Consider the following 25810-nt stretch of genomic DNA (forward strand, 5'->3'; position numbering starts at 1 on the left):
TAAATGGTTGCAGTTTTTACATCTTCTATGAAGCACCTTTGGCTTTGGCTGTTAACCACAGTTGTAATTTTTTTAATCAACTTGCCGTGCGCTGTTGCCAGTGACTCCTTAATCATTGCGTCGCTGCGTGCGACTAATGGATCAGTTGAAGGTGTTTGCCTTACCACAACAATTGATGCCAGCAGCCTCATTGGTGGCGTGTATAAAATGTCAGGAAATGCTCAAGAAAAAGGATTTGTTGTCAAACTTGACCCGGCTGGAAACATTGTCTGGAACACATCATTGGGATCTTTGCTAAAGTCCTCCCGAGTTAACAAAATTCTTGAGCTTGCAAGCGGTGATGTGCTTATTATGGGAAGGACGATTGAGAATAGTAGCCCTGAGCGGTCGGTTCCCTTTGTAACCAGGCTTAATGCAAATGGACAGCTTATATGGACAAAAAGCCTTGCGGAAGATCTGGTGATTACTAACAACTTAAAGATCGCCATTACCGCAGTGTCGGAGGGTTTAGGCGGTGACATACTAATAGCAGCCACTGCTACCGGCACACTAAACGGATCTAATGCAGATCACGGCATTTTCGTTCGTCTTGATATAAACGGCAATGTGGTCGTCAATAAATTGTTTGTCAGTTACGATGGGACTTTTAACAACTTTATCGGCGTGTTTCTTCATAAAGGCAAAATCTTCCTCTTCGGTTTTATAATCGATAACGAATGTCCTCAATTGGATACGAGAGCTATTTATGGCTTGCAGCTGGACTATGGTTCAGGCAACATTGTGGACACAAAACGGTTCTGCTTCGGAAATACTCCGACGACTCTCAGTTATTCGGTCCTTAGACACAATTACCGGGTCGAAAAAATTCAGAATAAGTTCGTTCTTTGGGGCTTTCTTGCTGAGGCAACCTCGACAAATAGGAATCAACTTCTCGTGGTCTTTGATGAGTCATTAGCAATTGAGCAAAGTAAAAGTGTCTACTCCTCGTTTCTTCTCGCACCTCGCAGCCAGATGAAACCAGACTCCGCGTTCAATTTTCATATGATTAGTACCCGGCCAGGTGGATATCAATATTATTCTTATTTTAATTTGAACGGCAAGGTTCTCACTCAAATGTCTCGAGTATCAGTGCCTGGTATCGATTATTACTTGTCGGAAGGCGGTGAAAATGTGGAGGTCTCTGGCAAGAGAATTAGGTACTTCAGCAATACTTCCTCAACGCCATTTCCCTCGTTTGAGGTGGTTCATCAAGATCTGGGTTTTGAAGCGTTTGAATCATGCTCCGCGAGAGACACTTCGTTTCCAATAACTGTAGATCCGTTTACCCTTTACTCATCGGATTTGGAGTTTAAATCTATCGAGGACAATGTCGTTTCAGTCCAACCAATCGTTTTGACTCAGACTACCCTTTCGCTAACTATCAGCCCGTTATGCGCAGATGAGAATGTTTGCAATAGTATTAAGATTTCTGGTCCGGATACTGTGTGCGTGGTTGAGGGTCAGGTTTACTATTCCGCTAGTAGAAACACAAAGTGTAACCAAGCGCTGATGTGGGATGTCAAGGCGACTGATATTTATACCCTTACCAATATAAACGATTCAACAATAGCTGTTACCTTCAGAGGTCTTGGAGCAACAACTACCAAAGTAAAAATTTACGCTTATGTCGGGGTTGACAAGGCTATCTTAGATTCTCTGGTCATCACCTTAGTGCCCCCGGGAAACTTCCTTAACCCACAGTTCTTTTTGTGTCCCGGAGATACTATAAAATTAACACCGGGGAATTGGTTTAAGATGTATCAATGGCAGGACGGCTCAAGCGACTCCGTTTTCAATGTTACAAAAGCCGGGACTTATACAGTGAGATTTTTTAGTTTCTGCAATGCGGTCCAGACAAAGTCAATTACTATTACCGAGCCTCCTTCCCTATTAAACACAGCACGCACCGTAAATCTTTGCAACAATGACAAGCTTGAAATCGTTCCAGCAAACGGATACTCGAATTATTTTTGGCGTGCTCAGGAAGGGTTGGAAGTATTAGCCGATGGAAAAACAGCGCGACTTAGCTCTATCACTCAGGATAAAACTTTCCGGATTGAGGCGCTTGCTTTCCCGGGTTGCACTATCAGCGATTCCATTCAAATCAAAGTAAAGTCACCTATTAAACCGGATCTGGGAAAAGACACGGCTCTATGTCAGGGAAAGCGGCTTGTTCTTAAACCACAACCGGGATTCAAAAGTTACCTATGGAATGACGGTACAACGTCTTCGGAAACCGTGGTTTCTTCCCCAGGAACTTACCGGTTAAATGCAACTGATATGAACGATTGCAAGTCAGCAGATACAGTCATCGTTTCACAGATTCGATGCACACAAAAAATAAATTTCCCAAATGCTTTCACACCGGATGGAAATGGACTCAATGATAAATTCAGACCGATTATAAGCGGGGAACTTATCTATTATGACCTAAAAATCTACAATCGATATGGGCAGGTAGTGTTTGCAACGAGAGATATTGGTACCACCTGGGATGGAAGGCTTAGCCAAAAAATGCAGCCGCAAGGCGTCTTTGTCTGGGTGTGCAGTTATCAATTCATCAACGAGGCAATGAGTGTTCAGCATGGCACACTTACGCTTTCTAGATAGAACAGCAAAGAGTACTACCATTATCCACAATCTTGATTAACTGGCCCAATTACAAAACGACTAACAGTGGTATTCTATCCAGCTTCAGATTAAGTAAAGTTCATTGTAAAAGTTTCATTAATTCAACTGTGCTATTGATTGTCTTGAGGCATGTTGTGAAAAAATTATCGCTTGTACAAACTGCTGTTAATTGTTTTGAGCGGGTCCTTGCAGGCGGATCACTTCCCTAGAATGTCTCCGGAGCTTCCCTCTGTCAATTTCTCCTCTAGCCAGGCTTCAATCATTTATCCCAGCTCAACGAAAAATTGCTAGCTCGCACCACCAGGATTTTGCCACATGAAAAATAGAATCTTTCATCTTACGAAATAATCTAACTTTCAGAAAAAAAATTGTATGATCAACTCGAGCTCCACTTTTATTTGGCAGGGCAGGATCCACATCGGCGATGAGCCAGGGATCTATGGCAATGGTCATTACGCTGGCCTTTCAATGGAATTTCCGCTAACTATTAAAAATTTCAATGCACAACAGCCAATTGCCGACACTATTAAGCTAGAATTTCTTACGGAAAGCGTGGCTGTGTTTGCCGGTTATTTAGGCCACCTGATAGTTGTTCGCCAATATACCCCCGATCCTCAACCTGCGAACCCTTATAAGTGGAAGGAAACAATCGTTAAAAGTTCTGACAGAATTATTCACGGAGCCACTTCTACGGTCATTGATATTCCAGTCAGTGGCAGTGCAGACCCGATTTACCTGAGTATAGCTATAGAAATTGATACCGACGTTAAGCCAGGACTTTATGATGACTTTTTGTTTACGGGGTTGAACTATACCACAACCACCCAGAATGTTTACCTCAATTTTGGTTTTAAAGAGTGAGTAACAGAGATAAGTTCTCTTCATAGTGCCAGCCTGTAGTAATCGTTCTCTTTGTCACCGAATTGATCCGGTTACCTTGTCCATCGTAATTGTACACGATTTTGGTGGTTGGATTGTTTGTGCTCGGGGTACGGTTGATCTTCAGGATCTTTCCATATACGCTCCGCACTATTGATGTGATGCATTCAGAAGCATCAACTACAATGTTGCCAATGGCGTCATATTGATAACTTTTTGTCGAGGCCTGAGCATCCAGATCACGGTAAGTGCCATCTCTTGTCGGAGATATATTATCTACTACTTGCAGTAACCTGTTGTGCCGTTTGTTGGCTAGACCATATCTATAAGACAAGCTATCCCTCACCACGTTGCCACCCTTTAAGTGACGATGTCGCAGCTATTCTTGGATATTACCGTTCGCATCATAAGCCACCCGCTCTTGGTACTCGTCAAGCTTTACCATGCCGTTCCAGTTGTTGCTTGCAACATTAAATTTATTGTAGCAGCTGGTCATACTTGTAATTGTAGAGCATGATTTTTCCACCAAACAATCCTTTTGTCGACATCTTGTCAATTGATTCAGCGATGCTGCTGATGTTACCGTTATACAGTGGCCGGTAGTGCTGTGCGGGAAAAGAACCCGTTAGTTCGGGAAATTTGATCTGGCCGGTAATCGCCTGGTAATCGCCCGCAAAGTAGTTGAGCGAGAAGCCAAACGCATCTTCGGCCGTATACTGGTTTGAGAAATTCACCGCACTGAATCCTGGTTCATAAGACGCCTGGTTTACCTTACCACTGATCAGGTCATATTCATAATACAGACTCTTGAAACGATTGTAACGGGCTGTCATAATGTTGTAAAGCCACTGCCATATCAGAAAACGGAGGACTAAGTATCTGAGATTAGGCAAGAGCAATATTCACCAATACTTCTGGCGCCTGGCAACTGGATGAAAGAACAGCAAAGATGTAATCAAAAAGAGGCCACGCATCAATAAGATCTGAGAACTTCTTCCTCAGAACTGGAACAAACAAAAGAACATCACGCCGTCACCTCAAACCGGCAGTGGCATAATAATAATAACTTTTTACGGATAATTGGCAATTTCAATGTCATAGGTTGAAATTCATGCCTTTTATAACGAGGAGTCTTATTATGCACAATCAATACATTATTATTTGACTACAAAATAATAGTCCCCCCCTTTCAGTCCTGTGTTACCCACAAAAAATGGATGAAGTTCATAATGTTGATCTGTGTCGACAAAGTTTATTGAAAAAGTGGCTTTAGTGCACTTATCGTCACTCCGATAAACGTTAGCAGCCCTGCTAAATAGTACTGAGAACGTCCCTTTCTCTTTCGGAACGATCCCAAGTAAGAATTCATAACGATTCCTAACATCCGGAAAATTGTATTCCTTTCGCAGCCTGATATCAGTACTTTTACTTTCAAGCCCTTTCTTGAGAATGAAATCAAATTTATCGACAGTGACCGGAAATATGGAATCTTTAAGAAGGCCGGCAAAAGACAGATAAGTGCCAAGATTCTGAGCTTTATCATAGTCAACAAAAATGCCGGTAGCTTCATCTTTGAATTGGGTAGAACTAGTGATTTCAAACCAAATGGTATCTCGCAAATTGATACTTTCTGAATCGGGATACGCTTTGATAGGCATTTCAAAGCTGTAAGTGGTGTTAGCGCATTCAGATGACAGCAATCGACAGCCAGCATTTGCAAAAGTTAAAGAGCAATATAATAATAGCCACTTTATGTATCTAGTTATCATAAAAGTCAAATATAATGTTTACTCCTGAAGCATCGCGGTTCCCATTCTCATTAAGAAGCCGGTTCTTATAAGAAGGCATATCTACAATATCATCGTCTAGTGCGTTGAAAAAGTGAGCATTTGAATAACTTGAGACCACATCTACTAAATCCACCCGTCTACCAGGCCTGTCGAAGTCATTCGTATCATCAAATAAATCGTAATAAATACCTTGCGGTATCCACCTAAACTGATCATTAAGCCGACCTGAACTGAAATCTTCAAGTAAATTGAAGTTACTATTCAAACCTGGGAAAGGCGACTGATTCGCATATGTAATTCCCTGTTCAACAAACTGCCCACTTAAGGCACCGTATTTCCTTTGGGTCAGAAAGTGCCCTATATGATAAGCCCAGCTTTCTCCCAAAGCGATAATCGGAGAATTACTAGTATTGCCAGGGCCGTATGGACTTAATGCAGAATTATCGATATTAAGCCGGATTTCATCTAATTCAGCTGCCACAAAATTTCCATACCAGTTATTACCGACTTTATTATAGTGAGCTGCATGAGTCAGTTCATGGTAACACAACTCTGCCATCCGAGCATTTGTCTTTGTTAGATTGGAACTTGAACCTTCATATCCAATTACTACGTCTAAACGGAAAGCCAAAGTAGTAGCAAGTGCACTCAGGTAAGCAGGAGCATTGTTGTGATTAATCGGAAGTAGAAACTGTCTTACAAAATAATCCGGAATATTGCCTGCATATCGCTTTGCAAACATGGGGGCACTTCCAGCTCCATTGCCCGGCACGACTAACATTTTCAAATTGCCTGGTGGCGCGCCGATGCCTTCAGAAGTAGCGTAACCGGAGGTATACTCTTGTACTGCGTTGTGGGTGGTTGCGGCAGCCCACATTTTCGCGCCAGAAGTTCTTAGGTCATTGTTGTCTGCAACATTATAGCGTACATTATTTAGATTACCTCTGAATCTGCCTAGATTGATTTTCACCGGAAACAACATTTGCCAGAGACGAGCGCCCCTCAAGCCACCAACAGTCGCATCGACATTTTTGAATTTCATTAGGATTGTAACCTTATTTCGGAAGCTCTTGGTGAAGTTATAATTGCCGTTGTTGTCAGTGAACGTTCTGTCAACTTTGAGGAACCGCCTGGCTATCATTCTTACTTTACGGATGGGTACTATGGCTTGCACAATGTCGTCACTTACAGTGATGTTTCCCACGGGTATCCTGGTTATTGGAATCGGAGGCAATGGTGTAATGCATCTGGAGAAGCCGCATTCTACCCGGCAATCACACGATAGAGCTGACGGCCTAGTTGAACAATTACAGCCAGTTCTTTGAGCGTCATCTTGTGGTGCAGAAATCAATGCAGCCTGAGAACAGTCCGCAGTATCGACGTAATTACCAGTAATGTCAAACGCTTCATTCTCAATTCTGTAGTCGTCTGGAACGTGTAATCTTTGCAATAATTCAAAGGCAATGCCTGTAGGAGGAATAAAATTAATATCCACAACCGCATATAGCCAAGGTATATCCTCAGGAGAAGTGGAACCATCATCGAAGTAATCACCTTCCTGTATTAATTCGTAGTCCAACGGATAATCAAAGAAGTCAACATCTAATCACTCGATTGCAGCCAGCTGTTCATGTGATGTTGGCTTCAATCTCACGTACCACTTGTTTTCAGAAATACCTGCACTTGTACCGGTTAGATTCAGTTTTGCTTGTTGCATATTTGCCACAGAATAAGGTGCGCCAATCAGTTGCGCACCCAGGATAGTTGGCTTCAATACACTGTCGAAGGCAAAGCCATCTTCCCTATCTTCATAACAATAGTCATCCTCGTTGGTTACACTCAAGGCAGAAAGACTTTGATTGGAGCTCTGAATCCCGGGTTTTTCGGTTAAAGAGTCAGGACGGTTAATCACTTTCTCGCAAGACCAGGCTAAATTTATATAAATGAAAAGCAAAAAGTTCCTAACAACGCGGGGGAAGGTCCGAAGACTTGCATTTCTCATAGCAGCTATAAGGTTGGTTACACTAATATAAAGATTAAAGTGCGAAAATGTAAACGTGTCTACTGATTAAGTACAGCGTTTCCTTCATCTACGTGTTAACACTTCCTTCACTATACAAAACCCATTAGATACAATCATTTACTTTCTGGTTTTTTGGAACACTGGTGATTTGTTTCCTTTTCGCGTGGCCATAATCGTTACTACACGCTCCGATTATATTTTATTTTCTTGGCTTTCTCGTGTTAAGGCATGGCTGAGGATGAAGAATTGGCAAGTCGTTCGTAGCCTTGCACAGTAGCATAAGGACAAGTGTTTCAACAGGCCGTGGCCTTTGATTCACCCGCTCCTGGTAATGGTCAAGCTTTACCATACCATTCCAGTTGTTGCTCGCAACATTGAAATTGTTGTAGGCATCCATTCCGGTGATCCGGTTCAACTGGTCATACATGTAGTTGTACAGCATGGTTTTTCCACCAAACAGCCCCGTTGTTGACATCTTGTCAATCGATTCAGCCATGCTACTGATGTTACCGTTATACATGGCCGGTATTGTTGTGCCGGGAAATAACCCATTGGTTCCGGGGAATTTGATCTGACCTGTAATGGCGTGGTAATCGCCGGCAAAGTAGTTGAGCGAGAAGCCAACTGCATCTTTGGCCGTATACTGGTTTGATAAATTAACCGCTCCATCATTGCCCATATCATGGTCAGCGGAGAGGTTGGTACTGTTAACACCCTTCAGCCACCCTTGCAGCGTGTAGGCATAGTCGATACCCTGGACATTTTGTCCACCCAGGATCGTTCTGGACAGCGGTCCGTGCCGGTAGTATTCATACCGTGCATCGGTTTCCCAATGGATGCCGTTGACCGAAGTCTGTACCTTGGTGATCCGATTTTCAGCGTCATATTCGTAGCGGTGGTACCAGGCATCTTTGAATCCTGGTTCGTAAGAAACCTGGTTTACCTTACCACTGATCAGGTCATATTCATAATGCAGGCTCTTGAACCGATTATAACGGGCCGTCATCATGTTTGTAAAGGCACTGCCATAATCCTGTGTCAACTGTCTGACATTACCATGGATATCATAAGCATAAAACGTCGCCTGTGTGAATTGTACCGGGTTGCTGAGTGCCGTAAAGCTGGTATAGGACACACGGTTACGCAGGTTAGTCTGAGAGATGACTGCGCCGTTATTTAAACCAGGATAACCAAGATCATAATAAGTATTAGTAAGCTCACTTTTGCCACTGGCTGAAGCCGTGATCCATCCGGACAACAATGCCACGTCCCGGCTGCGCGCATCTGTCATTGGGTTTGCCGTGGTGTTTTTTATCTGACCTACTTCTGTTATACGACCCAGGAAGTCATACATGGTAAAACTATATAGGCGATTGGTTTCCGTGGCACTGGCACCAAACTGCTTTGCATTTTGAGATACAGCCAGTCTACCCAGCCGGTCGTACCAGAACATGGACTTACCACCGTCTGATGAATGTTGGGCCACCACCTGGTTTAAAGTATTGTAACGGTAATCAGTTGGCATGATATGCTTCGGTGTAAGATGCTGCCTATTGGTTCTGGCCAGCTTAACGGAATCCGACCACGCAATCATGTGACCAAACTTACTCTCGTTAACACCCGCAGGTGGTACTGTCTTTACCAGGTTACCTGCCTGATCATAATAATACAGGGTGTAATGATACTCACTCGAAGTATCAGTTACCGTGAATTTTTCAAGGCTCTTAGCCGCAAGACATTTAGCCAGGTAGCGTTCATCAAAATTGTTAACCAATGAATCGCGGTAATTTTCATATAAAATAGTTCCGACGCTATAAGCTATCAGCGTAGAATCCTTACAGGTAGCTCCACCAGGAAAATCGACTGCCTCGTATGATGATTTCTTTAGTCAACTATTAAAAACCCCCATTGACATGATTTGAACCCATATACACCAGGTATTAGCGTCTATATAGTTTGGCTGCAAATTCTTATTTTATCCAGAAAAAAACATATCTCATAACTTCCGTAATCCTCAATTTTATTGTCAAAATAGATGGCCAGTCCATCACTATCATATTCTAATCGAAGATCATTCAAAGGATTTGCATTTTTGAATGTAAGAACTTCAATTCTAAATGTCTTATTTGGAGGGATTACTTCAACAAAATGAATATACTCCACGATGATCTGTATTTCCCTCTCTGTGTTGTTTAAGACACTGTGGGTAAATATTTTCTTTTTCATTTCCATATTTCTAAAATTTTCTCAACGCTTTCCAGTCTTGCTTGTTGAACTGAGGTGTTCTTTTTCATGCCTTCAAGGTTTTTAACAGCCTCTTTGTATGTCTCTCGCCATTTTAAAAAGTCTTCTTTAGTATACCACACTTTTTTCAATTCTTCAATAGCTTTTTTACCTAGACGTTTCGTGTCATACCGCGAATCACGACATGAACCCATGATAGTAAAAAGTACCAAAAACGTATTTCTTGTGCTTCATAAAAGATTATTCATTTTGAACTGATATATTGTCCGGAAGATTAGATTTCCCTTTTTGAGCGTCTTCCATATATTTCTTGATTGTCTTTTACCTACGTATTCATCATACCGCAACATGGTTCACCTTTCAACTGATCAGGCCCTTTTCATAGGGCAAACGCTTAAATCGGTTATGACGGGCTGTCTTCATGTTGGCGAAGCCACTGCCATAATCCTGCGTCAACTGTCTTTCATTACCATAGATATCATAGGCACAAAACATAGTCAGGATAAATTGCAACGGGTGCTGAGTGGCGTGAAGTTTGAATAGGACAACCGGTTACGTTGGTTCTACAATGTTGCAAACCACTTTTGATTGGTTTAATTTTTACTAGGCGCATTTATATAGGCGATTGGTTTCCGTGACACTGGCAGCAAACTGCTTTGCGTTTTGATACAGCGAGTCTACAAGGTGGACTCACCAAAACATAGACTGTCCACCGTCTGAAGAATTTTGCGTGACTACCTTGTTTGAAGTATAAACTGCAATCAGTCAGCTAATATGCTGGGAAGTAAGAAGTTGCCTGTTGTTTCTGGCCAGATAAATAAAAGCCGACAACGCAATGATGTGTTCGAAATTACTTTCATCAGCACCAGCAGATTTATCGTATCTCCCACTCAGGAGGTCACACAAGGAAGAATTGTATGACCAGTTTGTTCCATTAGCGCTGGCAGGAACCGGCCTGGTATCTTGAGCTACAACAACTCTGAAAGCCTGTCTTACTGAAAATTATGACCATGTCCAAAGTCTTTGCTCGCTGTGTACTCGATGGTACGACAAATCAACTTCAGGACCCTTTCGATGAAAAGAATTCAATCCTCAATAGTACAGATTACACCCAGACTTACTGCTTCCTTTACGAACTGAGCAGCAGTCGAACGATCACTGATTTCGATCTCAATAATCTGACTACATAACAATCTGTCAACATTATCTTTCGATTCCTGTAATGGAACTTGTAATAGTGTGTTCTGAAGTTTTGTCAGAGATACCTTTTTCATTCCTTCTTGCCACCCTTGCATTATAATTTTTGGCATATTAATCTACTTTAATAGTTATAGGAGTCGGTTCTTTTCCTTTATATTTTCCTGTTGTGCGCTTCCCCCCTTGAATAATAACTTCTTTCACATTGTATTGCTTTCCTAAATCTTTTGCCATTTTCCAAAGTGCTTCTCGACCGACCTTGTTAGCTGCAGATCCTTCCAAATGCAATTGATTTAAAAACAATTTCCCATCCGAAACTTTGAAGTTTGTAATGCCCTCAACGAGCTCATCACCAATTTTGCTAGAAAAAATCATGACATCTCCTTCAATTGTATTTATACTCACAAGATTTTTCGTCTTAGAGGCTATTTGCTGAGTCACTTTATTTTCGATTCCAATAATTACGTTGTCTGCATACTTCGCTAGTATTCCCTCAGTTTTGGATGCTAAGCTACCGGGAACAAGAGCGGTTGCTCCATTGTTGAAATTTTTAAGTCTTTGCTTCTCATCAAAAATCCCCCTAGCATTGTAATAATTTCCGCCAATATTGTAAATGTAATCTTCATTCCGCATGTCAGCAGTCAACTGCTGTGGTAGCGTGTAAAAGCCATTCATAATGTCATAAGAAATATTTGCTGCGATATTCTTTGAATCCCTCCAGTTTTGAGCAAACGTTTTGTTTCCTGGATTATACGCACTTACTGTGGCTTTAGGTGAAGCCAGCGATTTCATCTGAAGGACTGCTCGTTGCTTTTGCAAATTAGCTTGGGTTTGCATCCACTCTTCCATGCCATCCAAGTCGATCGCCCAGATAGGTTTATTGCCGGCGAACTGATACGGGCTATAAAAAGGAAAATCACTTGTGATTGGATCCATTGACAAGAATTTACCAATTCGAGGATCGAAAATCCGCATTCCGTAATCCTGCTGTGTGCCTTCTGCGTTCTTGACATTGTCATCATTCTCCTTACCATTGAAACCGTAACGATATTTACCTCCATTACTCCAGGTCCTTCCAGGCATGATCGATCCAAATGGATAGTACGATGTGGCGTTAGTGACATCTGCTGTATAATAATCAATCAAAGAACTATTGCCGGCTGAAGGTACGCCGAATTTCTTATCAGATAATGTAGTCAGCACGTTTCCAAGGTGGTTTGATAACTCGTAGTTTCGCTCGCCCCTGTTATAACCGTAATTGTACACATTTTTCATTTGCTCGGATCCATCTCTCACAGAAGTTGACAGGTTGTATGATCCGAGACGGCTGCTTCCGTAGATGTAGCGTTCAGACAGTGCCGGGTAGAGACTACCAAGGTTGGTACTACCGGTTGCTTTGTACACACCGATGGCGTTGCCTTGTGCGTCCCGTACATACCAGACATAATCCCGGTTGGTGGTATTCGATTTCGTGGTCACCGAACTGATCCGATTACCTTGTGCATCGTACGTATATACGATCTTAGTCGTTGGATTGTTTGTGCTAGCGGTGCGGTTGATCTCCAGGATTTTTCCATACACGCTCCACACTATTGATGTGATGCCTTCCGAAGCATCGGCCACAATGTTACCAATTGCATCATATTGATAGTTCGTAGTTGAGCTTTGAGGATCCAGGTCACGGTAAGTGCCATACCTTGTTGGAGACACATTATCTACTACCTGAAGTAACCTGTTGTGCCGTTTGTTCGCTAGATCATATTTATAGGACAAGCTATCCATAACCAGGTTGCCACCAGTCAGGTGACCATGTCGCAGGTATTTCTGGATATTACCATTGGCATCATAAGCCACCCGCTCCTGGTACTGGTCAAGCTTTACCATACCATTCCAGTTGTTGCTCGCAACATTGAAATTGTTGTAGGCATCCATTCCGGTGATCCGGTTCAACTGGTCATACATGTAGTTGTACAGCATGGTTTTTCCACCAAACAGCCCCGTTGTTGACATCTTGTCAATCGATTCAGCCATGCTACTGATGTTACCGTTATACATGGCCGGTATTGTTGTGCCGGGAAATAACCCATTGGTTCCGGGGAATTTGATCTGACCTGTAATGGCGTGGTAATCGCCGGCAAAGTAGTTGAGCGAGAAGCCAACTGCATCTTTGGCCGTATACTGGTTTGATAAATTAACCGCTCCATCATTGCCCATATCATGGTCAGCGGAGAGGTTGGTACTGTTAACACCCTTCAGCCACCCTTGCAGCGTGTAGGCATAGTCGATACCCTGGACATTTTGTCCACCCAGGATCGTTCTGGACAGCGGTCCGTGCCGGTAGTATTCATACCGTGCATCGGTTTCCCAATGGATGCCGTTGACCGAAGTCTGTACCTTGGTGATCCGATTTTCAGCGTCATATTCGTAGCGGTGGTACCAGGCATCTTTGAATCCTGGTTCGTAAGAAACCTGGTTTACCTTACCACTGATCAGGTCATATTCATAATGCAGGCTCTTGAACCGATTATAACGGGCCGTCATCATGTTTGTAAAGGCACTGCCATAATCCTGTGTCAACTGTCTGACATTACCATGGATATCATAAGCATAAAACGTCGCCTGTGTGAATTGTACCGGGTTGCTGAGTGCCGTAAAGCTGGTATAGGACACACGGTTACGCAGGTTAGTCTGAGAGATGACTGCGCCGTTATTTAAACCAGGATAACCAAGATCATAATAAGTATTAGTAAGCTCACTTTTGCCACTGGCTGAAGCCGTGATCCATCCGGACAACAATGCCACGTCCCGGCTGCGCGCATCTGTCATTGGGTTTGCCGTGGTGTTTTTTATCTGACCTACTTCTGTTATACGACCCAGGAAGTCATACATGGTAAAACTATATAGGCGATTGGTTTCCGTGGCACTGGCACCAAACTGCTTTGCATTTTGAGATACAGCCAGTCTACCCAGCCGGTCGTACCAGAACATGGACTTACCACCGTCTGATGAATGTTGGGCCACCACCTGGTTTAAAGTATTGTAACGGTAATCAGTTGGCATGATATGCTTCGGTGTAAGATGCTGCCTATTGGTTCTGGCCAGCTTAACGGAATCCGACCACGCAATCATGTGACCAAACTTACTCTCGTTAACACCCGCAGGTGGTACTGTCTTTACCAGGTTACCTGCCTGATCATAATAATACAGGGTGTAATGATACTCACTCGAAGTATCAGTTACCGTGAATTTTTCAAGGCTCTTAGCCGCAAGACATTTAGCCAGGTAGCGTTCATCAAAATTGTTAACCAATGAATCGCGGTAATTTTCATATAAAATAGTTCCGACGCTATAAGCTATCAGCGTAGAATCCTTACAGGTAGCTCCACCAGGAAAATCGACTGCCTCGTATGATGATTCAGCATTGCCACAAAGCGTAGCACCTGTCTGTCCGCAGAGGGTCAAAGGTGTACCGGTAATTCGCTGGTAAACACTACTGATTTGTGAATAGTTAAAATTGGTGCGGTATTTCTCGTTAAAGTAGTCCTGAAAACGAACCTTACAATCTGTGCATTTCGGAAGTTGAATTCTTGCCTGCGCAGTACAGTCATTGAATTCTTCATTATATACTAAAGTGTTGGTACTGTCATAGATTCGGGCATAGTCGAGTTCGAAATCTCTCGAGAACGACGAAAACGCAAAACTCTTGAATCTAGCTCTGGGAAGGCTTACTTTCTCTTTAAAGTAGAATTGTCCATCAAAGAAGACAGATATTGAATCTTTCCAATAGCTGATGCGAATAACTTTTGGTGTAGAATAGGACTGACCTTGAGGAACTGAGACATTGGAACATAGAAGATCGCAATATCCCATTTGTGCACTATTGAACTTTGACGAGATCAAATTTCGCCAACTGTTCCCGTTGTAATCAAACCAGGTCAACCAGAGCCAAAAATGATCTGCGCCGGATGCCGGCACATTTGATTTAATCTTGTATTCAAAAGTCAACGGTTGGTTGTTGACGCAGACAGTATCGTAGTAATCAAAATCGACAGCGGTCGGTGTGTTGGGGAGCTGCGGATGAGTCAAAACTCCATTTTTCATCAATTGACTTAAAGGCAATGGACTCACATAGTTCGCAGAGTTGCCAAAGTTTACTTTCCAGTGCGTCGTATCACAACCACCGGCATCTAGTCTTGGAAGACCTTTGTTAATTGTAAATTCCGTCAGTGATTGATTAAGTTGGGATGCAGAGACATCTGGACAATATGGAAGGACTAAACCACAGTTGCTATACAACGAGTCAATTTGAGGTTTAGAATAAGATGTCCCTTTTTGTGTATTATAGTGATTTACGAATGCACGTTCACAATTTGTGGGTAAATCTTTATGCTTAAACGCAAGTGGTGTATTTGTAGAGGACTGACAGTTATCTTCAAATTCTTCTGTATACTGAAGCAAGCCATTACCATCATATACTTTTATGTAATCAATATATCCAAAATTCAGCCCCTGCACCCCAATACTAACTTGATTGATTTTCCTGACCGAGCTATCAAGATACAGCTGATTCACCAGAGTATCGTTCACATACAAGCGCCAGATATTGTCGGTAGAATGCTTCAGTTTAAGAATTACCCAGTCTCTGAAGTCGGGCACTTTTGGTGAAGTCGCGTCTACCTGCTGACCGGTCCGTCCGTGGGCTAGCCTACCTCGATATCCACCTGAAGAATCAGCTGCAGTGGCGCCTGCTTTGGGGACGGAAAATATTCCAGCAACCTTATCCAAGTTACTATTTTCATTGTAATGGACATGAAAATCAACAGTAAGTGGAATATCCGCGGTGCCTGGTCTTTTCATTCGGGTCTCTACAGTGAATACGTTACCTGAGTAAAGGGTATCTAATATCCTGTACCTTGACCAAAACGAGGGCCCAGCATGAGACTGCGCAAAATAATCAGGGATATGAGCTGTACCGTTTGCATAGACAGCTGATGAACTGATTACCCCAATTCCATCTGCCCCAGCGAAATATCTACTGCTATCGCATATTGGTACATAAGTGAAGTTGTTTGCAATCGCCTTCAAAGAGTCACATTCCGCAGATGAAGTTAGAATACCACAAGTATCCATAAATGAGATGTATTCAGGTAGCCCCTTTGCAAATCCAAGCTTGGCATTCATGAACCTAGTAAACAAATTGTTTCTCACATTTTGCAGGCTATCTTCAGTTGCCTGTACTGGCACGATGTTCGGATAATCCGCTTTAAATGCGGTGTAGGCACTTTCGAAAACGTCACAATCAACACAAATAGCCGACTGCGTGCTGCAATTAAACAGTGACGGTAGCTTGACCGGGTTTTCCAGAAAATTACAGACCAGCTGACCCGTACAAGATAACCTAAGGGTATCAAGGCTTCCCTGGCTTATACTCACTTTAACCGTACGGTTTAAATAACCAGAAAATGACTCCGTACCCAAGCGGTTGGCTTGATAAACATTGAAATAGCTATTGATTTTCTCACAAGCGCAAGTATCCGGCTTGGACATGATTGTGCTACTGCCAAAATTTAGAGGAACGGCATACGCTTTAGGTGCTTCTATCAAAAGAGCATTACAACTTTCATTGTAGCGGCTACCGAGATATTGTTTAAGAAACTGTTCGAAACTGCGGTAGGGATTTGTGCTCGATGGCCTGACAGATGAAGAACCAAGCGGATGGCTGGCATCACTGCCTTCAATACATATTTGTTTAAGTTGGGGTATGATTGCGGCTTTTTCACTTTCGGTTAAATTACATGGACCTAGTTGTTCCAACCAATACTCCACATAATATTCGCAGTTTCTTGCGTAGCTGGCCTGCTCGGCAGCACGCATGGCAACTTCATCCCTGGTAGCTATTGGCAGATCACTCAAATTGAGTTCCTTACTTACGAAATGCAGATGATGACCATCCCTTTTAAGATGGGCCAGAACGATCTTAGAAGACACACTTGAGTTATAATCCTCCAGCATCTTGTTGATTATATCCTGCTTGGCTATTTGATATAAGGACTGAAAATTTTTCCAGGCAATATTTAGATCCCCTGCGCAATCAGCACTCAATTCGAAGGCATTATTATTGTTGGAAAAAGTGTTGATACAGGTCATGTCATCTTTAGGACAATGCCCCGTAATCGTCGCCATTGCCCACATTGATCTGGCGTTATCCGCTGCGACCTGGTTCAACGCACTCTGCATAGTTGCCTTTTGAGCAGTGGTTACATGGACACCTATATAGTCTGTAAAAAATGGATCACGAAATCCGGATACATAATTAAACTTGCTTGTATTATTGGGAGGTATGAAATTTCCCGGGTTGAGATAACCTCTGTTTTTCGCCTCGTCGTAGCTAGTTACTTTCTTAAATTGCTCATCCCAGGCCTGACTTTCATTCAAATTCTTATAAAGATTCCATTTGTGATATTCAGGATGCAAAATAAGCAACGCCTCAGCCCATGATGGTTTAAATCGTGCAATAAACTCCTCCTGGCTGAGGGACCTAGGATCAATTACTTCCGGCTTTCCATTCTCGTCCCTGTAATCGACGCGACCGTCGTGCCATACTGGTAGCCCTTGCATTGGAAAAAAGATAGAGTATTCATCGATTAAATCAGCATTTGCATACTGACCAGATGGAGGACTCATATCTGCCAGCATTTGTTCACGCAGATCGTTATGTATACCAATCCGCTCACAGATTTTATCGCACTCAAGTTTTCTTGTTTGGTATGCGCTATAAGCCTGATCCCGATACTGTGCAGAATCAGCTGCATTTATACCGAGCCCCACGATATAACTTTCCCGGAACTCATCCCATGGACCCAGGCTGGCCTCACAACTCGCACAGGTCACTTCGCATTCCTGAGTCTCTCGCAGCAGCGTATACTGGTTTGCAATAGATTGTTCCAGTGTTGTTGTTCGGTTTCTTATTGAATAGACGCTGTCACGGTAGTAGTCCATTGCACTCCTATTTATTACTAGCCGCTTTGTCACCAGATAACTGCCCTCCGGGAGATAAACACTGGTATCAACGCTGGGAAATTGCTGGTTCGCATCACAACTAGTATTTAAAGGAATCACCGACATGTTGGTACGCACTATTCTTAGTGGGTTACCACCGAAAGTTGTGTTGCTACAATCGTCTGATATGGTAATCTCCAAATCGTAGATACAGTCATAGCAGATATTCATACCGTCTTTATCTGGAATCGTCAGGCTATCCGGCATCAATGAGTATTTGAAATTATGCTGACCAGCCCTGGCGACTAGCAATGCCTTTTCCGCACGAATCTCCGTACCGCGAACAATGTTTGATTTGTCGTCAAGCAATCTGCGGGTAGTTACCTTTTCATTTTTCGATGGTAATTGATCCAATTTGGCAAGGGGCGTACCGGCTAAGGCAGTAGCTACTGTTCGGCCATGCATGTCCACATAACTCACACTATACTGCCCATTGGGATCCCTTACCATATTCTTAAAATAATGGCTTGAGTTACCTGCTTCGGTGCCGAATAATGCATCCAGTTCTTCCTGGTTCGCGCCACCGTAAAAATATCGGGTCTCGTGAGAGGCGCCATCGGCAGTCTTACCAATCTGAAGGTCTTCTCCTACTCCACCTTGCAATGCGATCCGGCCGGTATTATCAGGAGTAAAACGCGTTTCAGCAAACGGGAACTTTTTTGCATCGGGTATAAATTGATTCTTTAAAAAGTTCTTCAGCGGATTCCTGGGCGAGTAGTACTTAGACGAGCCGCTTGAATCGCTCATACCGGGAGCGCCGGTAATACAGTCGCCAGACAACGTACCATCATAGAGACCTTTCACATATTCGGCATCATTGATAGATTTATTATAGTTCGGACTGAAAGCTATTATCTTGCTTAGTGAAGGAGTCGGAAGCACTTGTATCACAGCTCTTCCCTGGTGATCATAGAAAGACTCGGCCACGATAGTTGTGTCGGTCGAGTTATCTTTGGTAACAGTCTGACGGCTTCTCAGCGAGCCATCAAAATATTGAATCACGGCTTTGCGTTTACCGTCTTCCGCAAAACTGATCGTTGATTGCCAGTTAAGTGAACTTTCATGCCCGGCAAAATTGTATTGCCCCAATCCATTAGGAAAGTTCGTACTCCACGGGGTTTCAAATCTCAGATTGCCGTTCTTAAATTGTGCCGGCCGGACACGAACAAACAAATGACCGTTGTTATCGTATAACAATGGTATCCGGTAGCTGGAAGATGCCGTGGTTACGCGGGTCGCATTATTCAGAAAGATTTTCGCCCTGTCAAGCGTTGTACCGGAAGAATAGTACTTGGAGAGCGCAGAAGCATCAATATATGCCCATTCAAGGTCATACTCTGCCGCCATTGGTTGCACAGGCCAGCTGACCTGCAACTCCCCTTGTGTGAGCACAGTGGAATCATGAATCTGGATCGATTGTACTTCCTTGCCCCCGCAAAAAAAGTCAAATTCCCGGGTTACCGCAATTTCGTTTTCCAAGATAAGTGCTGGTTGAATATACGCGAGCGTAGTTCCAGTGATTACTATGCTCTCTATCTTTACCGTTGATCTCGTTACATGTTGTAACCTGACACTGGAGATATGTTGATAAGTGGAATTTTTGTTATGATTACGATTGCACCATTAATAATTATATCACTTAGCCTCAGCTCACTCACGGATTTGCCCCTTTCATACTTAGAATATTCATACAAGGACCCTTAACGCAACGTTGTAGGCTTATTCAGTCTGCTTGTAGAATGGTGGATCAAACAAAAACTTGAACGTGTACTTCAGCCTGTAATCTACACGATCGTTATTCTATTTATCTGCCCATCAAAAGTAAGCGTAAAATAAGATTGACTTTCGGCCATAACGAAGCAGGCGATTGTAGAAACAACCGCCTGCGTACCTAAACCTACTGCCAATGAAAAACTAACTATAACTGCCTGCTTGTATCATAAAGACTGTTTAATCATCTCACAAAAAACCACTGCTGCCGGAACAATGCAACCCGATGAATTCAGTCTCTTTCTGCTTCCGAATGTAAAGTTCTAAGAAAAGTTCATTCCATTTTTTATAGCCTCGTTCAACTATTTTGATGTTTTCATTCAACGCGATGGTTGAGCAACCGCTCCTAAACTTTCATGAGCCGCTTGGGTGACGGTGCACGAGAACTGAGGGGACGAACTGCGACCCTAACCCCCTTTGTGAAATTTTCGGGTCAGGATATAATTGCATGAATTTGGTTGATATCAGAATCAGCTGGCGTATCGGACAACAAATCTCTGTTGCCTCGCAGATGAGACTGCTGATCCTGCGACTTGGAGAAGATGTGAAAAATAGCCATGTCCTATTCCTGTTGTCCGCTTCTTTCGACAACTCCATCATTGAAAATGTAAAGCCTTTAAAACGGCTCAAATAAGAGAAATGAGCGTGCGGCCAGCATTTGCGTACAAATCGCAATCCCGAAGATGGCAACCGGTGTATTGGCCTTTGTTCAAATGCGGCGTTACCAACTTGAAAGGTAAAAGCTATTGAATACAATAACGACAACGCATCTTTGCATACTAGCTGTTCAAAAATTTCTTAGTCAGTATCTATGTTGCCGAACATGCTGTCCTATTGTCGCCAATTATTCTGCATTCCTAATTTCCAAAAGCTCTGTATCGTTATTTCCTGTTTACAACCTGCTGAAAATTCAACCTAGCTACATAAAAGGCAAATTGAAGAGTTGAAGGCATAACAGTTAAGGGATTTGATGAATCTAAAAATCAAAAAGTAATGTTAGTAAAGTCAACCGCAACTTCTAAGTATATATAATCTTTGTGTAACAAATAGTTTGTCACTGAATGTGTTTTCAGACAGGTCAAAAAGCAAAGGAACCCAAACTGGTCAATGCAGATGCCTAGGGCAAGGACAGGTCGCCTTCGGAATCTGACGTGAAGCAATATTGCAGCGGTTATCACACGTTATGCGGCTTTATATTCGTTTCAACGAACGCTATAGTATCAGTGTTTGTAATTTCAGCGGCAGCGTCCTGATTATACGTAGAAGTTGAAATTATAAAAATTCTGACCTAATAATTTATCAACTATAAACACTCCATTAAATGCATTATACCAGAATATACTCCGACCACGAAGGGAACAGTTGTTTCGATGTGGTTCCCGTGCTCCTCAATAATGAAGATGGGGGCAATCTGTTGTCAAAACCAGTAACCCCCGAAATGTTATTTTTTTGCGAGACTCAAGCAAATTGTGAATTGAATTACAATCCCTCAGTAAGGCGGCAGTTTATTATTCTCCTTGACGGGGAAATGGAAATCACATGTAGCAGCGGGGAAACCCGCAAGTTCACAGGCGGCGATATGTTGCTTCTCGAAGACCTAACAGGCATCGGTCACAAAACAGATCATCTGACGCCATGTATTCGGAGGTCACTTTTTATCACCTTATGAGGATAAGATCATTTAGCTGACTGCTACGATACTTTTTTATCAATCATTTCGTGTCGCATAGCAGGCCGCTAATCATCCTAACCTCTTTTTTTTACAAAAACAATCGAAAATGTACACGATATCGGTCCCGGTTAAAGAAGCCTTAAATGAAGAAAGTCGATTCCTTTTTGATGCTATAACCAAGAAACTCGGTAAAGTGCCGAATCTTTACGCAACAATGGGATATTCACATATAGCGTTGAAGGCGTTTATGGCATTTGAAGAAACTTTGAATCAGGGAGTGTTTTCACCGAAAGAACGAGAGGTCATCGCGCTGGTGGTTTCTGAGTTGAATGCCTGTGATTACTGCCTTGCAGCCCATACCATTACCGCAATTAAAAAGGGTTTTACAACCGCGGAAATTATGTCAATACGTAAGGGGGAGTTAAAAGATCCAAAACTGGATGTCCTAATACATCTTACGACCTCTATTTTAGAAGAACAAGGTCATGCTTCAGAGGAGGCATTACAACGGTTTTTTGACAACGGTTATGATGAAGGTGCTCTCATGGAGCTTATCGGGCTAATCACTGTGCGCATCTTTACAAATTACGTGTACGCTGTAACAAAAATCCCAATCGACTTTCAGCGAGTTTCGCCATTACCGGCTTAATGGGACTTCGAAAGTAGTCAACTTCTATTGGTCGGAAACATATGCCTTTAGATTTCCAGCACGCAGAAACAAATTCTTTGGCAATAGGAAAGCGAGTCGCATGAGAGGGTTAACAATCCGTAAAACACGCTTCACCGTCTGGGAAGGCAACACTTCGCGAAATGGCCATGGAATGCTTTGGCTCGCAAATAATCGACGTTCTTACATGTAACAACGTAAAAGCGGTAACCAAAATTACAATAAGTAGATCACCTTTTCAAGTACATACACCGAACAACCGATAACAGACTAGCAGTCCATCGGATAATTGATATCTGAATCGACTAAAAAATGAACCATGTATAGCTATGACACTCTAACGGCTGCGGTCATGGACCTACGTAATCGAGGCTATCGATTCGACTATAACCTGAAGAAGAATCAGCTTAATTGCCACCAGATTAACAAGACGTATGATCTTGCTGATGTTCAAATTCATGAAGTTTACCGTTTCGAAGGTCATAGCGATCCCGCGGATGAAGCCGTGGTTTATGCGTTGTCAGCGAGTAACGGCCTTCTCGGGGTATTTGTCGATGGATATGGTATTTATGCGGATAGCAACACAGAGAGAATGTTTAAGCGGTTAATGTAAAAGCAAGGGCTATTTGTAGATAAAACCTCGGTGTTTGTTTTGAGTCTTTGCCCCACCAACCGGCCTAAACTGGGTGACAGGTATGGAAGAGACTTAGGCGGTCCCTCCGTGTTGTAATCAAGACACCATCCTTCGGTCTATCAGGTGACTACCAAAAAGCTGTTAAATAAACAGGTGTTCAAAAGCTCACGTCGCATGCTTCCATTTTCTCCCTCCACGTATCCAAAGATGAGCTTGTTCGCTTGAAAAAGGTTTCGGATGAAGATGGAAGCGGTGATAGTGTCAGGAAATTAATCAGAGCACTAAAAGACGAAGACAAGATGGATGATGACTGGAAAAACTTCGCAACACATTTCGATACCATACTTAGCGATTTCACTAAAAGTCTACAAACGCTATATCCTAGTCTCACTCAAAATGAAATAAAATTGTCTAATTACCTGCATATGAATTTAAGTAGTAAAGAGATCTCGCAACTCTTGAATATTTCCGTGCGGGGCGTTGAAACAAGCAGATACCGGCTTTGGTACTCGGCAGCGTTGATTATTTGTTCCCTAAGCATAATATTGAAATTGGAGAATTGAGCATCATATGACAAGTATGGATTCGGCGTACCATATTTAAATCTAAGATGTTCGTTTCGCCTGATAATTACAGTTTCCACAAACTTGACGACCTCGGCTTCATTGTTGTTGATTTTGAACTTTATAGATTTGTCTGTAAAGGTTTTTAAATAATACCTTTTCGGCTGTAACATGAAGTACACGCCGTGAAAAGAACTATTAATAATGGCCAAGTAAAATAATTGATACAGGGTTAATCGGCTCTCCTTTGGGAATGAATTATCAACACAAAGATAAATATCAGGAGAAAAATACCGGCCAAAATCAACAGCATTGGATTTTTATTAACGTAATAAAATTTTTCGTTCGTTATATATTCAAAAGGCACGTGCTCTTCGGTCGGAAGTTTAGAATGGGTAAATGTTGTGATCATGATACCACTCTCGACAATTGTATAGTTCGTTGTGGGACGACCACTCGTTTTTATCGATTCCATTTGATGGACTTGTAGTTGCGCACAACGTGATGGGTATTGCCGATGGCTGCCCGACTGTAACTTGCAAAATCAGGAATCTTGATGGCCGCTTTTGGCAAGACCGCGTTAGCCGACGTTGCCGATGATCAGCAACAGCTAAGCAGTTGTGAAGGAAAAATAATTTTGTCAATATCCGATTGACGAAGTTATTTTTCCTGGCCAGGACGGACCAATACGTTCCCACTTAATTAACCTTTGTCGTTGGGTTGGCTACGGTGAAAATACCACGAGCTCACGATGTTAATACGTCCCCCGATCACCGACATTCAAAAATTTACCCGCTAACTTTGCTCCGTGAGCCGCGCGCTTCGGCTTTGGCAAACAAGCTTACCACGCCGAAGCGCGCGGCTCACCTGGCACACTTAATTTATCGTTTATTTCTCTGTAATAATTTTTATACGTCACAAAGTGACGTATACAGTGATTTTATTTGGTGTTCAAATGTCTTTGCGAAAACACTACCAGCGTACATCTAAGATCTCCTAGCCCGAAATATCTCATCTTATGCACGTTGTGAATAGATGCACCCAATCTGAAATATAACGCACTTTGAGTGCGCGATATTTGCATTTCACAATGAAAATGCATTTTAGAAAACAATGAAGATTGCATGAGATGGTGGTCTGTGTTGCTTGTTCATTGGAACTTTACCCACAAGCGTGAATTGTGGGGAGTTTGCCGAATCCAACATATTCGACACCCTGATATTTATAATCATAGTTTCGCCACGCCAGTCCCATTCACGGATTTAAAAGGGCAGCGAATTTGGTGGTTAAAATACTCGTTATTATAGAATTGTCAAGGCTTAGGCAAATTAATTTTGTAATGGTAAGTGTTTAAACTATTCTCATATCAAACACAAGTTGTTAAGCCTCCCCTACGACTTGGGAATTCAGACCTCCCAGTGGCCAAGTCCCAATAACTACTCATCTGATTGGCGAGGGCTCTGAAAATCACGGGTTCCCAAACCGAGAATCTCTTAAGCCCTTAAAGTGTCCTCCCGAGTCAGTGCTTATCGACCTCATCTATGGGTCTGCGCAGTCAAATACCCAGTGGTCAGTCACCAAGGGGCACGAGTTGCTCGAATTATTTTTGCAAGCATTTTTTTCTCCTTGGTCTCTGAAAGTACAATAGTTAAGTGCCTTTTTTTGCGCTCAACTGCATACGAACCAAAATTGCATGTGTTGTCTATCAACTACTTCATCATTTTACATCGCTTTGCAAATGAGATCTGCGGAGAGTAATGAATTGGAACCTTTCAACCGCAAACAATTAAAGCTATTCTGGCAAATTCAACTCAAAGGAATATCTACACTGTTTCAACAGATGCAATTATCCCCATAGTTCGCAAACATTCTTCTTTATGTCCGATAATTTGTAAATTTGAAGTTCAGTGAATTATTCGGTGAACTGAGTATCGAACAATCTTTGAAATACAGGCTGGACAAGACATTCCGCAATAGGTTTGAATCCTGACGCGGTCACAACTACGGATATCAAATGATATCAGATCCCAGCAAAACACTTGATTTTGCTAGGTTTTTTGTTTTTAGGCGTGTCAAATTATATCAAATCTTATCGTAATTCCAGTGAACTAACCGGTGATTCGATTCACCCTCAAAAATTGATCCACCGGATTCCACTCAAACAATTGTCCAGACTGCATTCTCGAGAGTCACAGTTGGGAAAATCTGTGAAATTATTCTGCGATTTCCAGCCATATTACCGGCCAGTTTCACCACGAAATTTACAATGCAAAAACTCTCGAGATTACTTGCAATTATAAAAACATCGCGGAGGTTTTGCGAATGACTGTAGACGAAGCGCTTGAATTTTTTGATGATGAGACAATCATTATCCGATCGCTGGAGATGCTACATGACGTAGGATGTAATCAGCAACTAACAATACAGAACTTTTGGCAATTAGGAATGCAGAATAATTGGCAACAATGATACAGAAGATTTGGCAACATGGAATACAGAATGAGAGATTTTATGAACTAGTTTGCGAAAATTGTTTGTCTGTTTTGTAGTCGATAGCTTTTGCCCGTAAGACTGATGACCTCACATTTAAACAATAACCTGTCTAGAAGCGCTGTTGCCAGTACTTCATCACCAAGTATTTC

At 42.4% G+C, this 25810-nt stretch carries 18 protein-coding genes; 6 read left to right on the plus strand and 12 right to left on the minus strand.

From position 1 onward, the window contains the following. Nucleotides 1-3: 3 nt before the first annotated feature. Both ACX0G7_RS16460 and ACX0G7_RS16465 read left to right on the plus strand, forming a co-directional pair. Nucleotides 4-2649 (plus strand): T9SS type B sorting domain-containing protein, encoded by a 2646-nt coding sequence (locus ACX0G7_RS16460; RefSeq protein WP_458924598.1) that lies wholly within the window; start codon nucleotides 4-6, stop codon nucleotides 2647-2649. A gap of 393 nt (nucleotides 2650-3042) precedes the next feature. After that, nucleotides 3043-3531 carry a hypothetical protein gene (locus ACX0G7_RS16465; protein ID WP_458924599.1) on the plus strand — a complete coding sequence of 163 codons (489 nt, stop codon included), beginning with the start codon at nucleotides 3043-3045 and terminating at the stop codon, nucleotides 3529-3531. Here the strand turns inward: ACX0G7_RS16465 and ACX0G7_RS16470 are convergent. The 10 genes from ACX0G7_RS16470 to ACX0G7_RS16515 all read right to left on the minus strand — a co-directional run bounded on the left by ACX0G7_RS16470 (nucleotide 3521) and on the right by ACX0G7_RS16515 (nucleotide 19341). After that, nucleotides 3521-3883 (minus strand): hypothetical protein, encoded by a 363-nt coding sequence (locus ACX0G7_RS16470; RefSeq protein ID WP_458924600.1) that lies wholly within the window; start codon nucleotides 3881-3883, stop codon nucleotides 3521-3523. The genes ACX0G7_RS16465 and ACX0G7_RS16470 overlap by 11 nt on opposite strands. A gap of 142 nt (nucleotides 3884-4025) precedes the next feature. After that, nucleotides 4026-4382 carry a hypothetical protein gene (locus tag ACX0G7_RS16475; RefSeq protein WP_458924601.1) on the minus strand — a complete coding sequence of 119 codons (357 nt, stop codon included), beginning with the start codon at nucleotides 4380-4382 and terminating at the stop codon, nucleotides 4026-4028. A 324-nt stretch (nucleotides 4383-4706) separates the two neighbouring features. Continuing rightward, complete coding sequence (locus ACX0G7_RS16480) at nucleotides 4707-5207, minus strand: hypothetical protein (protein ID WP_458924602.1); 501 nt, start codon at nucleotides 5205-5207, stop codon at nucleotides 4707-4709. 100 nt (nucleotides 5208-5307) lie between these two features. Further along, nucleotides 5308-6918 carry a hypothetical protein gene (locus tag ACX0G7_RS16485; RefSeq protein ID WP_458924603.1) on the minus strand — a complete coding sequence of 537 codons (1611 nt, stop codon included), beginning with the start codon at nucleotides 6916-6918 and terminating at the stop codon, nucleotides 5308-5310. Between the two features lie 27 nt (nucleotides 6919-6945). Further along, nucleotides 6946-7341 (minus strand): hypothetical protein, encoded by a 396-nt coding sequence (locus tag ACX0G7_RS16490; RefSeq protein WP_458924604.1) that lies wholly within the window; start codon nucleotides 7339-7341, stop codon nucleotides 6946-6948. A 220-nt stretch (nucleotides 7342-7561) separates the two neighbouring features. Next, nucleotides 7562-9136, minus strand: coding sequence for a hypothetical protein (locus ACX0G7_RS16495; protein WP_458924605.1), 1575 nt, complete (start codon nucleotides 9134-9136; stop codon nucleotides 7562-7564). Nucleotides 9137-9309: 173 nt separating this feature from the next. Then, the gene (locus tag ACX0G7_RS16500) at nucleotides 9310-9588 is read right to left on the minus strand and encodes a hypothetical protein (protein ID WP_458924606.1); all 279 of its coding nucleotides are present in this window, start codon (nucleotides 9586-9588) and stop codon (nucleotides 9310-9312) included. Next, entirely contained in the window at nucleotides 9585-9818 is a 234-nt protein-coding gene (locus ACX0G7_RS16505) for a hypothetical protein (protein WP_458924607.1), read from the minus strand. Before ACX0G7_RS16505 ends, ACX0G7_RS16500 begins: the two co-directional genes overlap by 4 nt. 148 nt (nucleotides 9819-9966) lie before the next feature. Beyond that, complete coding sequence (locus ACX0G7_RS16510) at nucleotides 9967-10101, minus strand: hypothetical protein (protein WP_458924608.1); 135 nt, start codon at nucleotides 10099-10101, stop codon at nucleotides 9967-9969. A gap of 816 nt (nucleotides 10102-10917) precedes the next feature. Then, a complete protein-coding gene (locus ACX0G7_RS16515) occupies nucleotides 10918-19341 on the minus strand; it encodes an RHS repeat-associated core domain-containing protein (protein ID WP_458924609.1) in 8424 nt (2807 codons plus the stop codon). A gap of 745 nt (nucleotides 19342-20086) precedes the next feature. Between ACX0G7_RS16515 and ACX0G7_RS16520 the strand changes: the two genes are divergently transcribed. From ACX0G7_RS16520 to ACX0G7_RS16535, 4 genes are all read left to right on the plus strand, one after another. Next, complete coding sequence (locus ACX0G7_RS16520; protein ID WP_458924610.1) at nucleotides 20087-20266, plus strand: hypothetical protein; 180 nt, start codon at nucleotides 20087-20089, stop codon at nucleotides 20264-20266. A 1144-nt stretch (nucleotides 20267-21410) separates the two neighbouring features. After that, nucleotides 21411-21953: a carboxymuconolactone decarboxylase family protein gene (locus ACX0G7_RS16525; protein ID WP_458924611.1), complete on the plus strand. Its 543-nt coding sequence runs from the start codon at nucleotides 21411-21413 to the stop codon at nucleotides 21951-21953. A gap of 370 nt (nucleotides 21954-22323) precedes the next feature. Further along, on the plus strand, nucleotides 22324-22584 hold the full coding sequence (locus ACX0G7_RS16530; protein WP_458924612.1) for a phosphoribosylpyrophosphate synthetase: 261 nt from the start codon (nucleotides 22324-22326) through the stop codon (nucleotides 22582-22584). A 242-nt stretch (nucleotides 22585-22826) separates the two neighbouring features. After that, a complete protein-coding gene (locus tag ACX0G7_RS16535; RefSeq protein WP_458924613.1) occupies nucleotides 22827-23168 on the plus strand; it encodes a helix-turn-helix transcriptional regulator in 342 nt (113 codons plus the stop codon). 232 nt (nucleotides 23169-23400) lie between these two features. Here ACX0G7_RS16535 and ACX0G7_RS16540 read toward each other — a convergent pair whose 3' ends face one another. Together ACX0G7_RS16540 and ACX0G7_RS16545 are read right to left on the minus strand one after the other, a co-directional pair. After that, the gene (locus ACX0G7_RS16540; RefSeq protein ID WP_458924614.1) at nucleotides 23401-23643 is read right to left on the minus strand and encodes a hypothetical protein; all 243 of its coding nucleotides are present in this window, start codon (nucleotides 23641-23643) and stop codon (nucleotides 23401-23403) included. Nucleotides 23644-25684: 2041 nt separating this feature from the next. Next, nucleotides 25685-25807, minus strand: coding sequence for an ATP-binding protein (locus ACX0G7_RS16545; protein ID WP_458924617.1), 123 nt, complete (start codon nucleotides 25805-25807; stop codon nucleotides 25685-25687). Nucleotides 25808-25810 lie beyond the last annotated feature (3 nt).

The organism is Flavitalea antarctica (genome assembly GCF_054461535.1).